Here is an 18,353-nt window from a genome sequence, read left to right as displayed (position 1 = left end):
GGAGGTGGCCCGTGTGGCTGGTTTGAACGTGCGCGAGGTAGGCCATGCAAGGGCCACCCGTAACTTTGCGCTCGCGGAGGACAATTGGGGACTGCGGTTCCCACACTCGGCGAAGGTGTTCGCGAAGATGGGGCGCGAGGACGCTCAAGTCACGTCAGTGCTGCGTGCGGTGACGTTGCCTATTCGTCGCGCTACGTGGTTTGTGGAGCCGAATGGCGCGCCGGATGAGATTGTCGCCGCCGTGTGCGAGGACCTGCGGCTTAGGGCGAAGGGTGAGGACCCGAATAAGCCGTTCGCGCCGCGCACCGGCAGAGTGTCGTGGGAGAAACACCTTGAGCAGGCCCTGAAGGCGTTGCAGTTTGGGCACATGTTCTTTGAGCAGGTGTACGAGCCTGGTCTGGATGGGCGTGAGCGACTGGTGAAGCTCGCGCCTAGGTGGCCGGGGACGATTGACCAGATCAATGTTGATGATGATGGTGGCCTGGCGTCGATTCGTCAGACGCCGCTGGCATCTCGTTCCCGGGCGGATGAGGCGCGTGTCATCCCAGTGGACCGGCTTGTGGCTTACGTCTTCGACGATGAAGGCTCGCAGTGGCTCGGAAAGTCGGTACTACGCCCGGCATACAAGCACTGGAAGCTACGTGATTCGTTGCTGCGCCTGGAGCTGAACACCCTGGACCGTAACGGTATGGGTGTGCCGGTGTATACGGGTTCGGATGCGGCGATGGACCCGGATAAAGACCTTGAGGATGGGCAGGCCATTGTTGAGGGCTTCCGTGCTGGTGAGCATTCTGGGGCGTCGATTCCTTTTGGTGCGAAGCTGCAGTTGTTGGGCACGTCGGGGCAGCTTGTTAGCCCGCGTGAGGCGATTAACTACCACGACAGCATGATTGCTAAGTCGGTGTTGGCGCACTTCCTGAACCTTGAGGGTAAGGGCGGCTCGTACGCCCTGGCGGAGACGCAGTCTGACCTGTTTATCCAGTCCTTGCAGACCACTGCCGAGTGGCTCGCGGATGTTGCCACGCAGCACGTCGTGGAGGATTTGGTGAGGGTTGCTTTCCCCGAGCACACCGGTCTGGTGCCTCGTATTTCGTTTGACCCGATTGCGTCGAAGAAGGAAATCAGCGCCGCAGACCTCGCGGGGTTGAAGAACGCGGGCCTGATTCTTGGTGACAAGGACCTGGAGGAGGACCTGCGCCGTCGGTACACCCTGCCGCCGAAGCAGAAACTCACGGACGCGTTGGAGTCGAAGAAACAGCGGCAGCGATTGGAAGAGCAGATAGGGGTCACGTTATCGAGTGACGCTGATACCCCTACGAGTGATGAGGAAGGAGGCCCGGCATGAGCGAGATTCTTTTGTATGGGCCGATTGGGCCGGATTTTTGGGAGCCTGAGAATGCGATTACTGCGAAGTCGGTGATGGCTCAACTCTCCGAAATCTCCGGCGACGTGACGGTACGCATTTCATCTGGTGGTGGTGATGTGTACGAAGGAATCGACATCATGCAGGCCTTGAAGAACCACGATGGTGAGGTCACTGTGATTGTGGAGTCACTGGCTGCGTCTGCCGCGTCGTTCATCGCGGTGGGCGGTGCTGACCGTGTGCTGATGCGGCCGTCGTCGGAGTTGATGATCCATCGTGCGTGGACTTTGGCTGAGGGTAATGCGGATGAGGTTCGCAAGACCCTTACTGACCTTGAGCGCCAGGACAATAAGCTGGCCGCTATCTACGCCGGTAAGGCCGGTGGTGAGATTCAGGACTGGTTGGACGCGATGAGTGCGGAGACCTGGTACACCGCCGAGGAGGCCGTGGCCGCCGGGTTGGCGGATGGGATTGTGGCGGAGAAGTCGTCCGCGCCGGCGCCGACGGCGTCGTTGGCGAAACGGCGTTTCAAGTTCGCTAACCGGGCTGCGGCTCCGCCGCCGCCTGTCACCCGGTCGGTATCGGGGGACATTTCTACTACGCCCAGTGATGGGCAGATTGGAGACAAGATGAGTATCTTGAATCAGCTTGCCCAGGAGCTGGGCAAGACGCCGGAGGATGTGCAGAACGCACTCTCCGGCTTTTTTAATGAGGAGGTTACGGCGACTGCCACTGTTGACCTTGCCTACCCGGAGGATGCGACTGTCGTGCCGACCGGCGCGGTGGAGGTTGCTCCGGTTGGTGAGGTGCCCGATGGTGTCGCGTTTGAGCTGACCGGTACCCCGGACGGTTGGACTGGTGAGGTCGTCGAGGACACTGGTGTTCTTAAGGTGACCGCCCCGTCCAACGTGGAGCCAGACACTGAGGTGGAGTTCACCGTCACCGCTAACGGTGGTGACACCCCGGTGGAGCTGACCGTACCCGTCACGGTGAAGGCCGCGGCCAACACCGAGGATGACACCCCGGCTGAGACTGCACCGGCCCCAGCCGCGCCGGCGCCAGCGGATGACACCGTCACCCTCGACGCTGAAACCTACGCCGAACTCAAGGCAGCAGCCCAGCACGGCTGGAAGGCCATGGAGCAGCAGAAGGAAGCCGACCTCGTTGCCGAGGTCGACGGCTGGATTAAGGAAGGCCGCATCTCCGCAGCCCGCCGCACGAAGGCGATTGCTGCGATGAAGCGCGACCCCGAAGCCGCCCGCGACATCTACGGCTCTAACCCTGCTGGCACCATCCCGCGTGCGGAGATTGGCTACGGCAAGGACGCGGAGACGGAGCCGTCAAAGAACCTGTCCGCGAAGGCCGACAAGGTCGGCTTTCTTTCCCGCAAGAACTTTCACTAAGGAGAAGAAGTAATGCCGAACCCCACTTTCCGCTCCGGCCCGATTAGCTACAAGGCCGAGGAAGACGTCACCAAGTTCCGACTCGTCCAGGTCGGGGAGAACGGCGTGAAGCACGCCGCCGCCGCTGGCCCCGTGTTTGGCGCCGTAACCGAGAACGCGTTCGCCCCGAAGGAAGAGCAGCCGGTCAACACCCTTGCGCTGGACGCGCCGGGCATCGTTGCCGTCCACATTGGCCCCGCCACCGTCCCGCTCGAGGTCGATGGTGACGCCACCGCGATTAAGCAGGGCGACCCGGTGTACGCCGCCGCTGACGGCAAGGTGTCCGCGTCCGGTTCCCTGCTTGTTGGTGTTGCTGCCCGCCCGGGTGCTGGCAAGACCGTCAAGACCACCCTTGTCACTCCGGTTGTTGCCCCGGCAGCAGCGGGCTAGCCCAACAATTTTTTGAGAAGGAGAATTAAGAATGAGTGAGCTCATTACTAGCGCCTACGATGGGCCGAAGCTGACCGTTTCCGAGATGCTTGAGGACCCGACGTTTATCCCCCAGCGCATCATTGATGGTCTGCAGGGCCAGTTCCTCGAGGATCTGTTCTTCCGCCTGGCGGAAGACAACAAGGGTGTTGTGGCTTTCCGTGAGGCCGCTGGCCTGTACCTTGCTGATGATGCGGAGGAGATCGCGGAGTGTGGTGAGATTCCGGTGTCCGCCCCGGAGCTTGGTGCTCTGCGCGCCGCGTACGGCATTAAGACCGGTGAGGCTATCCGCGTCTCGTATGAGATGAAGAACGAGAACAAGGTCGACAAGCTCAATCGACACATCGAGGCGCTTGAGAAGACGGTTATCCGTCACGGTATTAACGCGGTGCTTGGTGTGTTTGAGACGGCTAAGGTGCCTGAGCTGCAGGCGTCCGCCCCGTGGACTGGTGGAGCCCCTGACAAGGACGTATTTGATGCGATTGAGCTGGTGCAGTCCGCGCACGACGGTGAGGATATCAACCGTCAGTTCGACTACGAGCCGAACACCATCCTCCTGCACCCGGCGTCTTACACGAAGCTGGTGCGCAACGAGCAGATGCAGAAGTACTACATCGGTAACGCCGCGCTGGATAACCCGGTTTTCCTGAACCAGAACGGTGATTCCATCTTTGGTGGCCTGCGTAGCACTGAGCTGTTCGGCACGCTGCGTGTCGCAACCTCGCGCCTTATCGTTCCGGGTACCGCGTACGTCTTCGAGGCGCAGGGCGTTGGCTTTAAGTCCGACACCATGCCCCTGACCGCGACGCCGATGTACTCCGAGGGCGGCCAGTCTGAGCTGGGCGGCCCGACCATGTCGTGGCGCTCTGACCTTGTGCGCAAGCGTGCTATCGCGGTGGATAACCCGAAGGCTGTCGTCAAGCTGACCGGTATCGCCTAATGGTTAAGGTCACGTTGGCGAAGTATTGGAGCCCGGAGGATGTTATTCACCCTCCGGGCTCTGTCGTTGAGGTGGACGAGGAGACCGCACGGTGGCTTAAGGCTTGTGCTGCTTTGGTTGATTCGTCTGCGAAGCCAGCGGCGAAGAAGCCTGAGCCGAAGCCAAAGCCCACGTCAGAGACGCAGCCGGAGCCTAAGGCGCCGGCTGGTGAGGTGGAGCGCCCGGCTCGTGCTGCGTCGATTGATGATTGGCGTAAGTACGCCGAATCACTCGGCATTGTCACTAAGGGCCTGTCGAAGAAGGACCTCATCGCCGCGACCCGATAGTGAGGGAGGTGCAGCATGCTTGAGATTAGCGCCGAGTATGTGGCCGAGCGTCTTCCTCAGTCGTTGACTGGTGAGGAGATGAAGCGCTTAGCGGTGTTCATCGAGGATGCCATTGACCTTATTGAGGTTGAGTTCATGCGTTGTGGTCGTGACTTTGACCAGGAACTGGAAACGGTGCCGTGGTTGGGGTCGGTGGCTCGGCGTGTGATTCGCGAGATGGTGTCTGCTGCGATTCTTGTTGGGCCTAATGCTGGAGTGCGTTCGGTGTCGTCGACGACGGGGCAGGAGTCGGACAGTATCACTTATGCCGATGTTGATTCGGTGAGCTTTGGTGGTGTGCGTCTGACCGATGCGCAGCGCGCCCAACTTGGTTTGTGTATGCCTGGTGGTGCTCGTGGGAGTTTCCCGCCGCCGCGTTGTTGGCCGGAGGTGTACTCGTGGCCGAGACGATAACTGTTCATGGTGCCGCGGGCGGCGTGGACGATGACGGGTACCCCGTGGCCGGCGGGCCTGACCGTGAGGTCATGGTGAAGTCGGTGCAGCCCTTGTCTCTGGCAGAGATGTCGGATGAGGACAAGCAGGGCACGAAGGACATTCTGCGTGTGTGGGCGCCAGCCGGCACCGCTGTCACTGATGGTGATGAGGTCACTGTTCGGGGTAAGCGGTACCAGGTGCGGATTACTGCGTGGGACTGGTCTAAGCATCGTCGCCCTGTGTATAGGCGGCATCGCCCGTCAATGGTTTTCGACTGTGTGAGGGGTGAGGGCTAGTGGCGAAGGTTGGTAAACCTCGTTTGGATATTCCGGATGAGTGGTACAAGAAGAATCTTGCTTCTCTTGCTCCTCAGTTGGCGTCGAAGGCACAGGCGGTCGCTGGCGCCGTTGAGGGTGATGTTCCGGTGACGGTGACGATGAAGACGGACCGCCACGGGCGCCCTGTCGCGCTGGTAACACTGGCTCATGCGAAGGGCTTGGCTATGCAGGCTAAGCGTGGCACGTTGACGCGTGCCGCTGCGTCGCAGGGGCTGGACGTGCACCGCTACAGACAGGGGTGACGCGGTATGGATTTCTTCATTCAGCGTAATGCCCCGGAGGTCATTCGCCGCGCTCTGCGCGGCGTTATGGCGAAGCCGATTAGGGTCGCGGCGGCTATCCCGCAGGGATGGTCGGTTGATGACGGCCCGGTAGTCACGGTATCGAGTGATGGTTCTCCACGCTCGGGCCGTGCTACGTCGACTGAGAATGTTCGTGTCAATGTGTACGGCAAGTATGAGCCAGAGGTTCGGCGGGTTGCCGCCGAAATTGATGCTTGGCTTTTAAACCCCCACAGTGTTGGGGGTTTTCGTATTTCTCCCGGCCCATTCCTCGTTGTGAAGGATGAGGACGTTAAGGGCTGGGTTGCTGCGGTCACGGTTGTGGCCGCTTCTACTAAGAAAGGACTTTCCTAAATGACTTCCCCTAACACTGACCAGGGTACTCAGTCCCTGGAAACGGATCGTGCCCGGTTTATTGACGTCTGGAAGGACGCGGAGGTTTATACCTCTACTGAGGCTGACCCGAAGATTGGCCTTGATGGGTCGTTTGACCCGAAGGTGTGGTCTTTCGTTGGTCTGCTGAATGATGGTTCCGCTATTACTCAGGAGCCGGAGGTTGACCGCACTGAAATCAACTCGTTTGGCGGCGTGCTGCAGTTGCTGAATAACAAGTTCAAGAAGGACGTTCGCGGGTTTGATGCGCTCGAGATGAACGACGTGACTTTCCCGCTGCTGTGGCCTGGCTCTGAGTTCAAGGAGGGTAAGCCGGGCGTGCTGATGGCACCGGAGAATCCTGCCGAGGTGTTCATCGCGTTCAAGACCACCAACAGCTTCGGCGACATCTACATTGACGTGTCTCGTCGCCGTGCTCTGGTGTACGCAGATTCTGGTAATGAGCGTAACGATGATGGTGCATCCGTCACCCAGTTCAAGGCTGAGATTCGTAAGGACCAGTTCGGCGCCCTATATGACTACCTGCGCTTGAAGGGTGACGATACCCCGGATGAGCTGCCGGATGTCATTCGCTTCTCCGAGAAGAAGAATGATTCTGGTGACGCTGCTGAGGAGGCTCCGTCTCGCGGCGCGGAAACTGAGGCTGGCGCCGGCGCTTCGGCATAGGCCGATGGGGTAGGGGAGATTTTTGGCAGACCGCCCCTACCCCTCACCAACAATGGTCTGCCCAATTTTCCTGATTCAACAATTCAATGTGAAAGGGTCTGCCATGACTACTCGCAAGAAGAAGACCGACGACACTATCGACCCGAAGGACGCCTCTGGCGCCCAGGCCGAAGCGCTCGAAGAAACCACTACCAACGAAGCGGATGAGGTGGTGGAGTACCCCACGTTCAACATCGAGGTCAACGGTGAAGACATCGAGATTGAAGACCGTTGGACTCGTGAAGCAGCCCCGGCCGGAATGATGTTCGTGTTCCATGAGCGCTACGCCCAGAAGTACATTCCTAGCGTGTTGGAGCAGCTCATTGGTGAGGACCAGGTGTTTAGGCTCATGGAGCTGGGTCTGTCGGTTGATGAGTTCCGTGACGTGTTTTCGGCGTGGGGTGAGCGCCGCCAGGGAAAATAGAGCTGCTATACCTCATTGCCCAGCATGAGGACTTGGTAGAGGTTGATTTTCAACGCTTCTACCACCTGGATTACCGGGATTTCTACCGTGAGGATGGGGGAGCGTCGCGTATGACGCTGCGGCGCATGCTGATTTTGGCGGAGCATTTGCCGCCGGAGTCGTTGTTTCATTCTGTGATTTCGGACCGACCGCCGGTGAGTGAAGTGTCGTCGGTGCTGATGGATATTTGGTCGAGTCTCAACGGGCAGAAGCATCCGCGTTGGGAGCAGTTGAAGCGTGAGCGCCGCGCTAAGGAGCGTGAGCTTGCGATGCAGCGGGCGCGTGAGAAGGCCCGAAAGTTTAACGCCGCCAGGTGATTGCCTGTGCGGCCTTTTTTGATGGAGGTGTTCGCCCATGGCAGGTGCAGCCGGTTATGGCGTTTTGCCGGTGACAGTATCACTCGCCGGCATCAACAAGGAGCTTCAAGATAAGCTCTTGGCCCCGGCGTCGAAGGCTGCGAAGAAGGCTGGCGACTCCATCGAGAAGGGCATCACTAAGGGCACTGATGACGCTGCGAAGCGGGTCGAGAAAGCCAACTACCGCGTGAAGAAGTCCTCGGAGGAGCTGGCGGACGCCGAAGCGAAGCGCAACGCCGAGGTGTTGAAGTCACAGGCTGCGTCGAAGCAGTTGGAGGCCGCGGAGTCGAAGCTTTCCGAGATGAAGAAGTCCGGTAAGGCTTCGTCTGAGCAGTTGGCTCGGGCTGAGGCTGATGTGCTGAATAAGCGCGCCCGCGTGGAGACTGCTGCGCAGAATGTTGAGAAGGCAGAGCGCGGCGTCGAGAAGGCCATGGCGGAATCGAAGCGTGCCTCCGATTCTCTCGCCACGGCGCAGAAGGAGCTGGAGTCCGCTACTGACGAGGCTACTGGCGCGACCCGGGAGTTTGGGGACGCCGCGGCTGATGCTGACGGTAAGGGCCAGGGGTTTGAGGTTTCTCTGGGCAAGATTGCCGCCGCCGGTGCCGTTGTTGTTGGTGCTGTGGGTGCGGCTGGTAAGGCTGCGTATGACATTGGTTCCCAGTTTGATGATGCGTATGACACGATTCGTGCGGGCACTGGTGCTAGTGGTGCTGCTTTTGAGGAGCTGCAGGATTCGATGCGCAAGGTCGCTGGCGAGTCCATTGGTGTCGGCTCCGATATGGGGGCTATCGGTACGACCCTGGCGGATCTGAATACGCGCCTGGGGTTGACTGGTGCGCCGCTTGAGGAGATGACGGCGCAGTTCATGCAGCTGCAGAACCTCGGCGTGGATGCGGACATCAACGAGGTGTCCAAGGCCATGAGCGGCTTCGGTATCGAGGCCAAGGACATGCCGGGCGCGCTCGATGAGCTGTTCCAGGTGTCGCAGGCTACCGGGTTGACGATTACCGAGCTGTCGCAGTCGGCGGTGAAGGCCGGTCCCGTGTTGCGCGGGTTCGGTTTCTCGATGTCTGATTCTGCTGCGCTTGTGGGCCAGATGGATAAGGCTGGTCTGGATGCGGATAAGACGTTGCAGTCGATGCAGCGTGCGTTGGCGGAGTTTGCGTCTGAGGGGCGTGACGCACCGGAAGCGCTCAAGGAGACCATCGGGTCGATTGAGGAACTCATCAATGCGGGTGATGATGCTGCTGCTATTGATATGGCGTCCGGTATTTTCGGCACTCGTGGCGCCGCCCAGTTTGTAGATGCGGTGAAGACCGGCACGTTGTCTGTGGATGATTTCATGGATGCGACGGGGGCCACCTCGGACACGATTGGGGGACTGGCGGAGGAGACCGCTGATTTCTCCGAGCGGTGGGACCAGTTTAAGAATCAGGCCATGTTGGCGCTGGAGCCTATTGCGACGGCGGTTTTTGACTCTTTGGTTCCGGCTTTGGAGATTGCTCAGGGCGCGGTGTCTGGTGTTGCTGATGCGCTTAAACTGATTGGTGAGCATAAGGGACCGGTTCTGGGGGTTGTGGGTGCTCTGGGGTCGTTGACTGCCGGTATTGCTGCTTATAACGCGGTGCAGAGCTTTAAGGATGCTGGTGGCTTTGTCGGCATTATGAAGTCGATGAAGACCGCGATTATGGAGACCACTGTCGCGCAGAATCTCCTGAATACCGCGATGTGGAAGTCCCCGATTACGTGGATTACGGCGGCGATTGTTGCGGTCGGTGCGGCCCTGTGGGCTTTCTTCACGAAGACGGAGACGGGCCGCAAGTTGTGGGAGTCCTTCACGGAGGCTCTCGGCGCCGGCTGGGATTGGGTTGTCGAGAAGTTCAAGGCTGGCCTGGATTGGGCGCAGTCTACTTTCGGCCCGGTGTTCTCCCAGATTGGTGACACGATTTCCGGCGCGTGGGATGCCACGGTGGAGAAAGTCACCGGGGCGGTTGACCGCGTTAAGGAGATTGTTTCCGGAGCTTTGGAGTTCTGGAAGACTGGCGACTCTACTGACTACGCCGAAGCTTTGGGCATGAACCCGGACTCCCCACTGTTTACCTTCATGGAGTCCTTCCGCGAGAAGCTGATCGCGTTGAAGGACTTCGCGATTGAGGCGTGGGGCTTCATGTCTGAAAAGTGGGGCGAGTTCGCCGCTGGCTTCGGACAGTTTTACGAGACGTGGATTGCCCCGATTGTGTCTTTCATGGGGGATGCGTTCCAGGTGCTGGGCACTGTCGTGGTTGGCGCGTTTAAGGGGATTTGGTCGGCGATTGAGCTCGTCGGCTCGATTATCTCAACGGTGTGGTCGTCGATGATTCAGCCCACCTTGTCGGTGTTTATGTCGGTGGTGCAGGGCGTGGCGTCGGTTGTTGTGCCGATTTTCACCGCGGTGATTGGTGGGGCGTTCCGCACTCTGGGCACTCTCATTTCTGATATCTGGAGTGGGATTATTAAGCCGACGTGGGATTTCTTCCGCAACGCGGCTGGCCTGCTGGCAGACGTTCTCACCGGGAACTTCTCGAACATTGGGAATCGCTTCTCGTCGATGGGCGACGCCATTTCCAATGTGGTGCGCGGCGCGATCAATGCGGCGATGAATCTCTTCAAGTCGATTTTCGACAATGCGAAGGGTGTTGTGTCCGCGTTTGCTGACTCTGTCGGCAACATGGTGTCCGCTGTGCGCGGCAAGATTGGCGAGATGATGAGCCTGTTCGGGCAGATTCCGAGCAAGATTCAGGGCGTCTTCGCCTCCGCCGGCACGTGGCTGGTCAACGCCGGCAAGAACATCATCAGCGGTCTCATCAACGGCATCAAGTCTATGTTTGGGCAGGTTGGTAATGCTATCGGGTCGATTATGCCGGACAAGATTCGCGGCATGATGGGCTTCGCTAGTGGTGGCCTCGTCCTCGTCGACGGTGGTATCACTCGCGCCTACATTGACGGTGGTATCGACAAGCTGGAGCGCTACGCCAACGGCGGCACCAGGGAGGACCACCGGGCGCAGATTGCTCGCGGCGGTGAGTGGCGTGTGTGGGCGGAGCCGGAAACCGGCGGCGAGTCCTACATCCCGCTAGCTAAGTCGAAGCGGAAGCGCTCCACTGAGATTCTTGCCAAGACCGCGGACATCTTCGGCCTGACTGTCCTGGACAAGGACGGGGAACGTATCACCCCGGCCCCGTATTCGGCGGTAGCGCCAATGAGGGCCCACTATTTCGCTAACGGCGGTTTGGTTTCTTCTAAGGAACTGCTGGCGTTTGTTAGCGGCCAGAATGTGAAGGGTAAGCAGGCGCCGGCTTCGCTCGAAGGCTACCCGTACACCTGGGGTGGTGGCTTGCTTGGCAACTGGGGTGACTGCAGTGGAATGATCTCCGGTCTGGCTGCGTTCATCGTCGGCATGAGCATCGTGGGCCGTAAGTTCGCCACGGGCAACGAGGGCTCTGTGCTTTCACAGATGGGCTTCTCGCCTGGCACGTCGCCTGGCAAGTCTGCGTTCGAGGTTGGTTTCTTCAACGGTGGCCCGTATGGTGGTCACACTGCTGGCACGATCTACGACGCGTCCGGTAAGGCCACCAATGTGGAGATGGGTGGCGGGCGTGGTAACGGCCAGATTGGCGGTGCTGCGGCTGGCGCTCGGGATGGGTCGTTTACTGACCGGTTCTGGATTCCGCTGAAGGATAAGCCGCCGGTGCCGCCGAAGATGAATGAGATTCTTCCGATGGCGGAGACCGGTGAGATTGACACGTCGCTGGTCACGGGTGAGTCCACATCATCGGGTACTGCTTCGCAGACGGTGAAGCTGTCTCCTGAGGAGGCAGCTATCGCGACGGCTGCGAATGAGCTGGGCGATAAGTCTGTTGTGGAGCACTTCACCGAGGGCCTGCTGGATATGGCGGGTCTTAGTGGTGGTGTTCTTGCCAAGGTGCTTTTGGGTAAGCCTGGTGATTGGTTGCCGTCGGGTGACTCCATCGTCACTGAGAAGCAGGTTCAGGTTCCGACTTCTGGGAAGAAGGAGGAGCCGAAGGTCGATGTGGATAGGTCGGTGGCGCCGGCTGTTGTGACTCCGGATGAGGCCAAAAAGGCTAAGACTGCGGAGTGGGGCCAGTCCTTCTTTGTGAGTGAGATTGCGGAGGCTGCGAAGCGTCTTGGTGTTGGTGCTAAGGGCGCGAAGATTGGTGTGGCTACGGCGCTTGTGGAGTCGGGTAATCCGATGAAGATGTGGGCTAACCGTGCTGTGCCCGAGTCGCTCAAGTATCGTCACGACGCTATCGGCTCTGACTACGATTCCGTGGGCCTGTTCCAGCAGCGTGATAATGGCGCTTGGGGAGAAGTCTGGCAGCGCATGGACCCGTACGAGAGTGCTGCGATGTTCTTCCGACAGCTGCACACCTTCAAGTGGCAGGACATGGAGCCTGGCGCCGCGGCGCAGAAGGTTCAGGTGTCCGCGTTCCCTGGCCGCTATGCGCAGCAGATGAACCTTGCCGAGGACCTGGTCAATAAGACCGGCGTCTTCGGCGGCAGCGGAGGCGGTAACAGCGTGCCTGCGAAGCCGGAAGTTCAGCTCAAGGGTGCGTTCCAAGAGTTTTTCCACGCTTGGGATGGTGCCGACGCCGGCATTGTGGATACATCCTTGCTGCTGCGTAGCGAGGACGCCGCCCGTAGAGTGTTCAACCTGGTTGAGGAGCGTGGTAAGGCTAAGACTGGTATCGCAGCTAAGGACGCTTCGCCGGTGGCCTCGTACAAGCATCTGATGACGACCGGTGACTATGACGGTCGTATGGCTCAGATAGGCATTCACGAGGATGATGACCTCGTAGGGGCTGTCCTTGATGCCCGCCGTGCCGGGGCGGTGTATGACCAGGGTGGCTGGTTGAAGCCCGGCGGAATCGCGGTGAACCTGTCCAATGAGCCGGAGCCGGTTTTTAATGGTGACCAGTGGCGTGACATTAAGCGCGGCGGTCTTAAGTCTGATGATGGTTTGACCCTGGTGGTCAATCTTGAGGGCCAGGAGGTGCTGCGTAAGCGCGTGGACAAGGTTGAAGACGAAGTCACGATTAATACCGAGGAGATTAGCAAGCTGCGTCGTCGTACTGGTGTGGCTGTTGCTGCGACTACTAGGGGAGGTGCGATGTAAATGGTGAATCCTGTGAGGTTTGGTTCCGGTTTTTCGGGTGTTGATTTGCCGGACCCGCCTGGCTACAAAATCACCTATACTGCGCCGCATCGCCCCGGCGAGCAGTTCATCCTTCACACCATGCTTGACGCGGAGGCTGATGAGCAGCGCGTAGTGCTGAAGGAGGGCGGTTTCGGTGATGGTGTTGGCGGGGTGGATTTCGCTTCTGCGGAGTCCGTCACCCGCTACGGTTCCCGCGTGGCCGGGATGAAGGTTCCGGCGTTTACCGGCTCTCTGGATGTGGTTGTGCGCCCTGGTCCTGATGAGTCTGTGATGGAGACGCTGCGTGATTGGCGTAATGCGTGGTCCTATTTCGAGGATGGCCTGTTGAAGGTCGTTGCGCGTGATGGCGGTAACCGTGAGGCGCGTGTGCGTTTGGTGAGTTTCGCTGAGGTTCCTTTCGACCCGTCCGGCGTGACCCTTATTGAAGATAGTGTTCAGTATCAGTGCCTTGATGGGTGCTGGACGGGTGGTATTAGGGCATACACGGGTAACGTCACTGTGACGGTTCCGGGTGATTTGCCGCCGAAACTTCGTCTGAAATGGGACGGTCAAGCTACTAACCTCACCTTGCCGAGTGGTCTGCGCGTCAGTTTGGCGCAAGGCCCGGGCACAAGGTGGATTGATTTGGAACGCGGCATGCAAGGCCAGGTCACCGACGAGGATGGCGACGTCGATACCGGAACGTGGTCGTCGCTGCGCGGCGTGCTCGTGGGGGAGACCCTGCAGCCGCATACGAAGAATGATTTCCAACTGGGTGCGGGCCTGACTCTTGAGGTGACCCCGCGCTACCTGAGCCCGTGGAGGTGACACATGGTCAATTGGCAGCAGCATAAAGCTCACCGTGAGGCGGTGATGCGCGAGCACGGCCAGTACGTCGGGCTGTATGACAAGAACTGGGAACCAGTTCTCGATATTGAGGACTGGCTAGAAGCCGAGTGGGGTGGCATTTTTGCGGACGTGGGCAACATGTCCATGACCTTGCCGGGTGAGGTGTCACCTGGTGTGGTCAACCCCGTGGTGGACTACCTACTGCGCGATGACCTCCGCAACCTCGATAAGGGTGGTCGTTTGGATGCGCTCATTCATGGCGCGGTACACGTGGTGGTGGAGCGCCCCGGGCTTAATCGCCGCTGCTACCGCATCCTAGAAATCAGTCCCCGCGGTGGCGACCCTGAGGGCAACCCCGCCGAGGTGGAACTCGCGGGTGTGGACTCGATGGAGCACTTGAAACATCTTCCACTGTGGGCGGACCCGTCGAACCGGTCGAAGGTTGTGCAGGCTCAGTGGGAGGACCGGCAGAAAGGCAGCGCCGAAAAGGTCAGCCGTAAGCTCATTGGCCGTAACCTGATTGGCTACCACCAGCCGTCAATGCTTGCACAGCTTTTCGATGGGAAGCTTGGCGCGTGGTCCATGACTGATGACTACACAGACCCAGACCGGTGGAAAGTATGTTTGCCGAATATGCATCCGGTGATTTGTTCACCGGTCATGTCGGGCAATCGCTCCGAGTGGTGTGTGGTGTCCGCCAGGTGGGATAACGCCTGGGACCTGTTGAAAGCGACGTGGGCGGCGGCTGGCGTGCAGCCTTTCGCATGGCTGTGGCTACCTGGCGATGAGCAGCCCTTCCCCGAATACACGATGTTGTCGTTGCCTACGACGATTATTGACTTTGCCCCTAGGGCTACGGTGACGGGTGCGGCTGGCATCGTCGGGCAGGCATTCCGCCAGTTGAAGCGAACGATTAGCAGTGATGACTTCATCACCTCGACGACCGAGTTTGCGGACGTTGACGTCCGTAATACGGACGGGCGTAAGCCGTGGGTGGTGTACACGCTGATGGATGCGCCAAGCGTGCAGGTACGAAAATCCACAGACCACAGATTCCTTGTTGGTGGTAAGTCGCCTGATTTGGTGAATAAGGCGGCAAAGATTGGCATTAAGACTGCGTTTGCAGCGGCTGTGTCAGCTGTGCCTGTGATTGGTGGGCCTGCTGCTGAGGCGATTAAGGGCGGCGGCGAGCTGGCGGCGGAGATGTCCGCCGACAGGTTGTTTGTCCTCAACGAGTACGTGGACCGGAACCGGCAGTTTCACTACGGCCGGTCACGCTTCACCGCCGTGTCCAAGCCGGGTGAGGCCAACACGGTCGATTCGCTTCAGAAGGCATGGCAGACGAAGCAAGAGACAGAAGGCGGCATCAGCGCTGAGTTCTCCATCGATAACCCCGACCCGTATTTGCCGGGGCGTGATTTCGACCTGGGCGACACCATTGGTGTTACCGCGTGGGGAGTTGTCTGGGCCGCGTACGTGTCTGGCCTGACGTGGACCTCGAAGCCGGGGCAGGAAGTTGGCTGGCAGCTGCGTATCGGTGACTACGCCTCGTTGGCATCGCCGGGCGAGCTGTACCAGGCCAACAAGGAAAACATTCGCGCTGTCATCGGGCGGCTGGCTGTAACTAAGGGAGGATAAATTGGATTACCGCTACATTGTGCCCACGGAGGTGCCGGAGTCGGAGCACCCGTACGCGGGCCTGTTCCTCGGCATCGTGCCAGAAGGCTACGAAACTAGAGCAGCACGTCACGTCTTCGACGAGCTCGGCGCACGCCTTGAGATAGGGGAGCCGGAGACTATCAGGCTTGGGTGGGCTGTTGATTTCGACACTGATAGTGACCGCCAGCGTGCCAATGTTGGGGACATCATGGACATGGTTGTTGCTGGCGCTGACCGGCGTGGTGTGCGCATCGTGGAGGGGCACCTTCCGCCTGGGGTTGAGCTCAACCGTCACAATGGCACCCTGACTGGCACATTTGCGAAACCGGGCCTGTACGACGTGACCCTAGCGCTTGGCCCGGCGGTGAAACTCGACCCACTAGGCAGCGCGGGCACACCAGGTGAGCAAGTGGCGTGGATACCCATAGGGCAGAAGCGCGCTAGGGCTGAATCAGAAACCCCCGCGCCTAAAACACTCGCTGACCTGAGCGCCCTAGAGCTTTCCCAGCTTGCCGCCGAAGCCATGCGACTAGAGCGCTTGAAGGCGATGGAGGAGATAGAGAATGGGTATTAGGCCAAACCGCGGCGACAAGGTTGAAACCAACTACCGCATCGACGGCAGTACCGAAGCCCAACAACTCATCACCGACGTGGAGCACACCGGCCAGGAAGCCGGCAAAGTCTTCGCAGAGATTTCGGCTCAAGCAGACTCCGCCAACAAAGGCACGACTGAGCTCGCTTCCCGCGTGAAAAATCTTGAAGGCAAAATCGATACGCTCACCAATGCAGACACCAGAAAAGAAGTTACTAACGGAAGACTGTCAGCGCATCGAGCAGGGCCAATAGTCATAGTCAATTCGGCGGGCTCCATATCGGCCCAAGAGCTCCTAGCGTGGCAGCTCCCCGATTGGGCTAAGCCAATAGTGACTGTTTCATGCGTTCCGGTCAACGCCCAAGGTGGGCAGATCTACATCGGAGTAGACGGGAGATTCACTCTGTCGGGGCTATCTGAGAAAAACTTCCGGTTCACATCTACATATATATCTGCTGCTTAAGGAGCAAAATAATGGCATTGACTCTCACGGGCGTCCTGTCGGACATAACAACTAAACCTATTGAGGATGTGGCAACAGTCACGGTAAAGGCTCCCGCTATTAGGGTTGAGCCCGGTGGTCTGGTGACTACACAGCCGCGAAAAGTCTCGTTCGATGAGACTGGCAGAATCTCAATTACAGTGAACCCAGGGCTAGGGTGGCTATATCTGGAAGGCCCTGGGTGGTCTGACTCAATTTCATTTGTCGCTGCTGAGGGGATGACCTCTCTGGTTGAGGCGGTTCTCAACGCGACTCCAGGCGGGGCAGTTATCGGGCAGATGCTGGCTTTGGGTAGGGAAGAGATCGCTGCTGCGCTATCTCGTATTTCCGGTGACCCGCGGTGGCGACGTGGAACCCTGGATAAATCAACAAACCTGGACACCTTCGCTCATGATGCAGACCAAGGAATTTGGGCGGTAACGTCGACGGCTACGGCGAAGTCGCTAAAGTTGCCGGTCGAATCTGCTGGCGCTTTGACCGTGGTGTGGCTGGCAGGGGCTGGCACTCCATACGCTGTGCAAGTATGGGAACCGCTGACAACTGGCGAGCGGTGGGTGCGCACCAATCAGTCCTACGGATGGTCTGCATGGAAAAACCCCGTTGCAGACGTTGATGCAAAGCTCGCCGATAACGCGGTGCAGCTCAACGCCCAGGCCGCTACAGCCGGCAGCAACTTTTCTAAATTGGGGAAGGTTGGGCAGTGGCGGGTGCCTACCGCTGAGCTCGCTGCTTCTATCCCGGGCCTTCCTGAAGATGCTCCGCAGGGTATTCTCACCGCTTTCTCCACTACTGGGTCAACGACCGCGACTATCCGCGTATATCAGGGCCTGGATGGTCGGGTGTGGACTCAGGGGCTGAATGCGGCTACATCTTCTTATTTGCCGTGGTCAGAGCTGGGGTCGGGGGGCGCTACATCCGGTGGTGCGGTCCCTTTAACTGCCCGTGCGCGCAGAGAGCAGCTAATTCAGTCCCGTGGGGGCCGTATCGGCACCGGGGGGAAAGGCGTGGTCGCGTTCCGCTTTGACCATAATCTGCGTGCTTTTGAGGATACGATTTTGCCGATGCTCGAAGCGCGAGGTCTGCCCGCAAGCATGGCACATTTCATCAATGAGATGAGCCCTAATCCCACCTACAGTAAAGACGATTCCACAGGCGCTACTTGGGCAACGGTAGCTAATCACTTCACCCGCGGTGTGGAGGTTTGGTCGCACGGGTGGTCGCATACCGACGCTCCAGACCAAAAAACTATCTATAAGGAGATTGTGGAGTCTCGCGCTGAGCTGGAGAAGCAGGTGCCCTCGGCAGATGTTCAAGGCTGGATTCAGCCCGGCCTTGAGGGCACCAAATATGATGGTCTAGGCGAGGTGTTCAGTCAGCCGGAGCTGCATGCATCTACCTACGCTGGCGCGTTGATTGAAGCGACCTACGGGGCCCATGACCGTTCGGGTACTACATTTACCCCGCTAGGGTCGAACACGTTTGGGTGCCTGTGGATTGATTCTGCAACTTCACCCGACGCCACTATTGCGGCGATTGACCAAGCTGCATCGCTTGGTGTGGGGCTAGTTATTGCTATGCATCCTTCTCAGCTGGGGAAAGGGATTAGCTCTGGAACTTTCACCGCAATCCTCGACCATATCGTAGGGCTGCGTGATGCTGGGAAACTGGAGGTTCTCACCCTGGCTGGCATGAGTGCGGCGGATCCGTCTTCAACGTGGCGGCACACGATTACTCCAGAATTGTCCGCTTGGTCTGGTAGTGCCACAACGAAGCTGGCTACGGCGGTAAGCGTTACAGCCCATGAGTACATGCGTGGCAGCGCTCGTGAAGTTGTAGCTGATGTTAGCGGTGTAGGAACAGTCACTCTTACTGTGCGCGACACTAACGATTCCACTCGGCTGAACGTCACCCGCACTGAGCAGGTCACAGACGGTGGTGCGGTACGCCTTCCTTTCGGCGTGCCCAACTCGACGACAAATCTGACAATTGAGGCCGTAGTCAATGGCCCAACAATTACAGGAATCCGCGCCCACGCAATCTAGCCCCT

General features: G+C 59.1%; 18 protein-coding genes. All 18 read left to right on the top strand.

Features of this window, described 5'->3' with window-relative positions:
• Positions 1-13 precede the first annotated feature (13 nt).
• The 18 genes from ACLI1P_RS09170 (at position 14) to ACLI1P_RS09085 (ending at position 18,348) form a co-directional block, all read left to right on the top strand.
• Positions 14-1,345 (top strand): hypothetical protein, encoded by a 1,332-nt coding sequence (locus ACLI1P_RS09170; RefSeq protein WP_411708643.1) that lies wholly within the window; start codon positions 14-16, stop codon positions 1,343-1,345.
• Positions 1,342-2,766: a head maturation protease, ClpP-related gene (locus ACLI1P_RS09165; protein ID WP_411708642.1), complete on the top strand. Its 1,425-nt coding sequence runs from the start codon at positions 1,342-1,344 to the stop codon at positions 2,764-2,766. The genes ACLI1P_RS09170 and ACLI1P_RS09165 overlap by 4 nt, the downstream gene beginning before the upstream one ends.
• Before the next feature lie 12 nt (positions 2,767-2,778).
• Complete coding sequence (locus tag ACLI1P_RS09160) at positions 2,779-3,195, top strand: hypothetical protein (protein ID WP_411708641.1); 417 nt, start codon at positions 2,779-2,781, stop codon at positions 3,193-3,195.
• A gap of 31 nt (positions 3,196-3,226) precedes the next feature.
• Positions 3,227-4,174, top strand: coding sequence for a hypothetical protein (locus ACLI1P_RS09155; protein ID WP_411708640.1), 948 nt, complete (start codon positions 3,227-3,229; stop codon positions 4,172-4,174).
• Positions 4,174-4,500 (top strand): hypothetical protein, encoded by a 327-nt coding sequence (locus ACLI1P_RS09150; protein WP_411708639.1) that lies wholly within the window; start codon positions 4,174-4,176, stop codon positions 4,498-4,500. Before ACLI1P_RS09155 ends, ACLI1P_RS09150 begins: the two co-directional genes overlap by 1 nt.
• A gap of 15 nt (positions 4,501-4,515) precedes the next feature.
• Positions 4,516-4,953, top strand: a complete 438-nt coding sequence (locus ACLI1P_RS09145; protein WP_411708638.1) for a Gp19/Gp15/Gp42 family protein — start codon at positions 4,516-4,518, stop codon at positions 4,951-4,953.
• Positions 4,938-5,270: a hypothetical protein gene (locus tag ACLI1P_RS09140; protein ID WP_411708637.1), complete on the top strand. Its 333-nt coding sequence runs from the start codon at positions 4,938-4,940 to the stop codon at positions 5,268-5,270. The genes ACLI1P_RS09145 and ACLI1P_RS09140 overlap by 16 nt, the downstream gene beginning before the upstream one ends.
• A 23-nt stretch (positions 5,271-5,293) precedes the next feature.
• A complete protein-coding gene (locus ACLI1P_RS09135; protein WP_411708636.1) occupies positions 5,294-5,554 on the top strand; it encodes a hypothetical protein in 261 nt (86 codons plus the stop codon).
• A gap of 6 nt (positions 5,555-5,560) precedes the next feature.
• Complete coding sequence (locus ACLI1P_RS09130; protein WP_411708635.1) at positions 5,561-5,947, top strand: hypothetical protein; 387 nt, start codon at positions 5,561-5,563, stop codon at positions 5,945-5,947.
• Positions 5,948-6,652, top strand: a complete 705-nt coding sequence (locus tag ACLI1P_RS09125) for a hypothetical protein (protein WP_411708634.1) — start codon at positions 5,948-5,950, stop codon at positions 6,650-6,652.
• Between the two features lie 103 nt (positions 6,653-6,755).
• Entirely contained in the window at positions 6,756-7,115 is a 360-nt protein-coding gene (locus ACLI1P_RS09120; protein ID WP_411708633.1) for a hypothetical protein, read from the top strand.
• 32 nt (positions 7,116-7,147) lie between these two features.
• A complete protein-coding gene (locus ACLI1P_RS09115; RefSeq protein ID WP_411708632.1) occupies positions 7,148-7,471 on the top strand; it encodes a hypothetical protein in 324 nt (107 codons plus the stop codon).
• Between the two features lie 37 nt (positions 7,472-7,508).
• Positions 7,509-12,683, top strand: a complete 5,175-nt coding sequence (locus ACLI1P_RS09110; RefSeq protein ID WP_411708631.1) for a phage tail tape measure protein — start codon at positions 7,509-7,511, stop codon at positions 12,681-12,683.
• 120 nt (positions 12,684-12,803) lie between these two features.
• Complete coding sequence (locus ACLI1P_RS09105; RefSeq protein WP_411708630.1) at positions 12,804-13,532, top strand: hypothetical protein; 729 nt, start codon at positions 12,804-12,806, stop codon at positions 13,530-13,532.
• 3 nt (positions 13,533-13,535) lie between these two features.
• Positions 13,536-15,191 (top strand): hypothetical protein, encoded by a 1,656-nt coding sequence (locus ACLI1P_RS09100; protein ID WP_411708629.1) that lies wholly within the window; start codon positions 13,536-13,538, stop codon positions 15,189-15,191.
• A gap of 1 nt (position 15,192) precedes the next feature.
• Complete coding sequence (locus ACLI1P_RS09095) at positions 15,193-15,786, top strand: hypothetical protein (protein ID WP_411708628.1); 594 nt, start codon at positions 15,193-15,195, stop codon at positions 15,784-15,786.
• Complete coding sequence (locus tag ACLI1P_RS09090; RefSeq protein ID WP_411708627.1) at positions 15,776-16,267, top strand: hypothetical protein; 492 nt, start codon at positions 15,776-15,778, stop codon at positions 16,265-16,267. The genes ACLI1P_RS09095 and ACLI1P_RS09090 overlap by 11 nt, the downstream gene beginning before the upstream one ends.
• 257 nt (positions 16,268-16,524) lie before the next feature.
• Complete coding sequence (locus tag ACLI1P_RS09085; RefSeq protein WP_411708626.1) at positions 16,525-18,348, top strand: polysaccharide deacetylase family protein; 1,824 nt, start codon at positions 16,525-16,527, stop codon at positions 18,346-18,348.
• Positions 18,349-18,353 lie beyond the last annotated feature (5 nt).

Origin of the sequence: Corynebacterium tardum (assembly GCF_046717785.1) — a bacterium.
Taxonomy (GTDB): Bacteria; Actinomycetota; Actinomycetes; order Mycobacteriales; family Mycobacteriaceae; genus Corynebacterium.
This window is presented reverse-complemented; position numbering and strand designations above follow the sequence as displayed.

What these genes read in the sequence shown, in the direction of transcription:
- ACLI1P_RS09120 (WP_411708633.1), top strand. Translation starts at nt 6,756, where the DNA reads ATGACTACTCGCAAGAAGAAGACCGACGACACTATCGACCCGAAGGAC.
- ACLI1P_RS09145 (WP_411708638.1), top strand. Translation starts at nt 4,516, where the DNA reads ATGCTTGAGATTAGCGCCGAGTATGTGGCCGAGCGTCTTCCTCAGTCG.
- ACLI1P_RS09150 (WP_411708639.1), top strand. Translation starts at nt 4,174, where the DNA reads ATGGTTAAGGTCACGTTGGCGAAGTATTGGAGCCCGGAGGATGTTATT.
- ACLI1P_RS09165 (WP_411708642.1), top strand. Translation starts at nt 1,342, where the DNA reads ATGAGCGAGATTCTTTTGTATGGGCCGATTGGGCCGGATTTTTGGGAG.
- ACLI1P_RS09110 (WP_411708631.1), top strand. Translation starts at nt 7,509, where the DNA reads ATGGCAGGTGCAGCCGGTTATGGCGTTTTGCCGGTGACAGTATCACTC.
- ACLI1P_RS09100 (WP_411708629.1), top strand. Translation starts at nt 13,536, where the DNA reads ATGGTCAATTGGCAGCAGCATAAAGCTCACCGTGAGGCGGTGATGCGC.
- ACLI1P_RS09155 (WP_411708640.1), top strand. Translation starts at nt 3,227, where the DNA reads ATGAGTGAGCTCATTACTAGCGCCTACGATGGGCCGAAGCTGACCGTT.
- ACLI1P_RS09090 (WP_411708627.1), top strand. Translation starts at nt 15,776, where the DNA reads ATGGGTATTAGGCCAAACCGCGGCGACAAGGTTGAAACCAACTACCGC.
- ACLI1P_RS09130 (WP_411708635.1), top strand. Translation starts at nt 5,561, where the DNA reads ATGGATTTCTTCATTCAGCGTAATGCCCCGGAGGTCATTCGCCGCGCT.
- ACLI1P_RS09085 (WP_411708626.1), top strand. Translation starts at nt 16,525, where the DNA reads ATGACCTCTCTGGTTGAGGCGGTTCTCAACGCGACTCCAGGCGGGGCA.
- ACLI1P_RS09105 (WP_411708630.1), top strand. Translation starts at nt 12,804, where the DNA reads ATGCTTGACGCGGAGGCTGATGAGCAGCGCGTAGTGCTGAAGGAGGGC.
- ACLI1P_RS09160 (WP_411708641.1), top strand. Translation starts at nt 2,779, where the DNA reads ATGCCGAACCCCACTTTCCGCTCCGGCCCGATTAGCTACAAGGCCGAG.
- ACLI1P_RS09125 (WP_411708634.1), top strand. Translation starts at nt 5,948, where the DNA reads ATGACTTCCCCTAACACTGACCAGGGTACTCAGTCCCTGGAAACGGAT.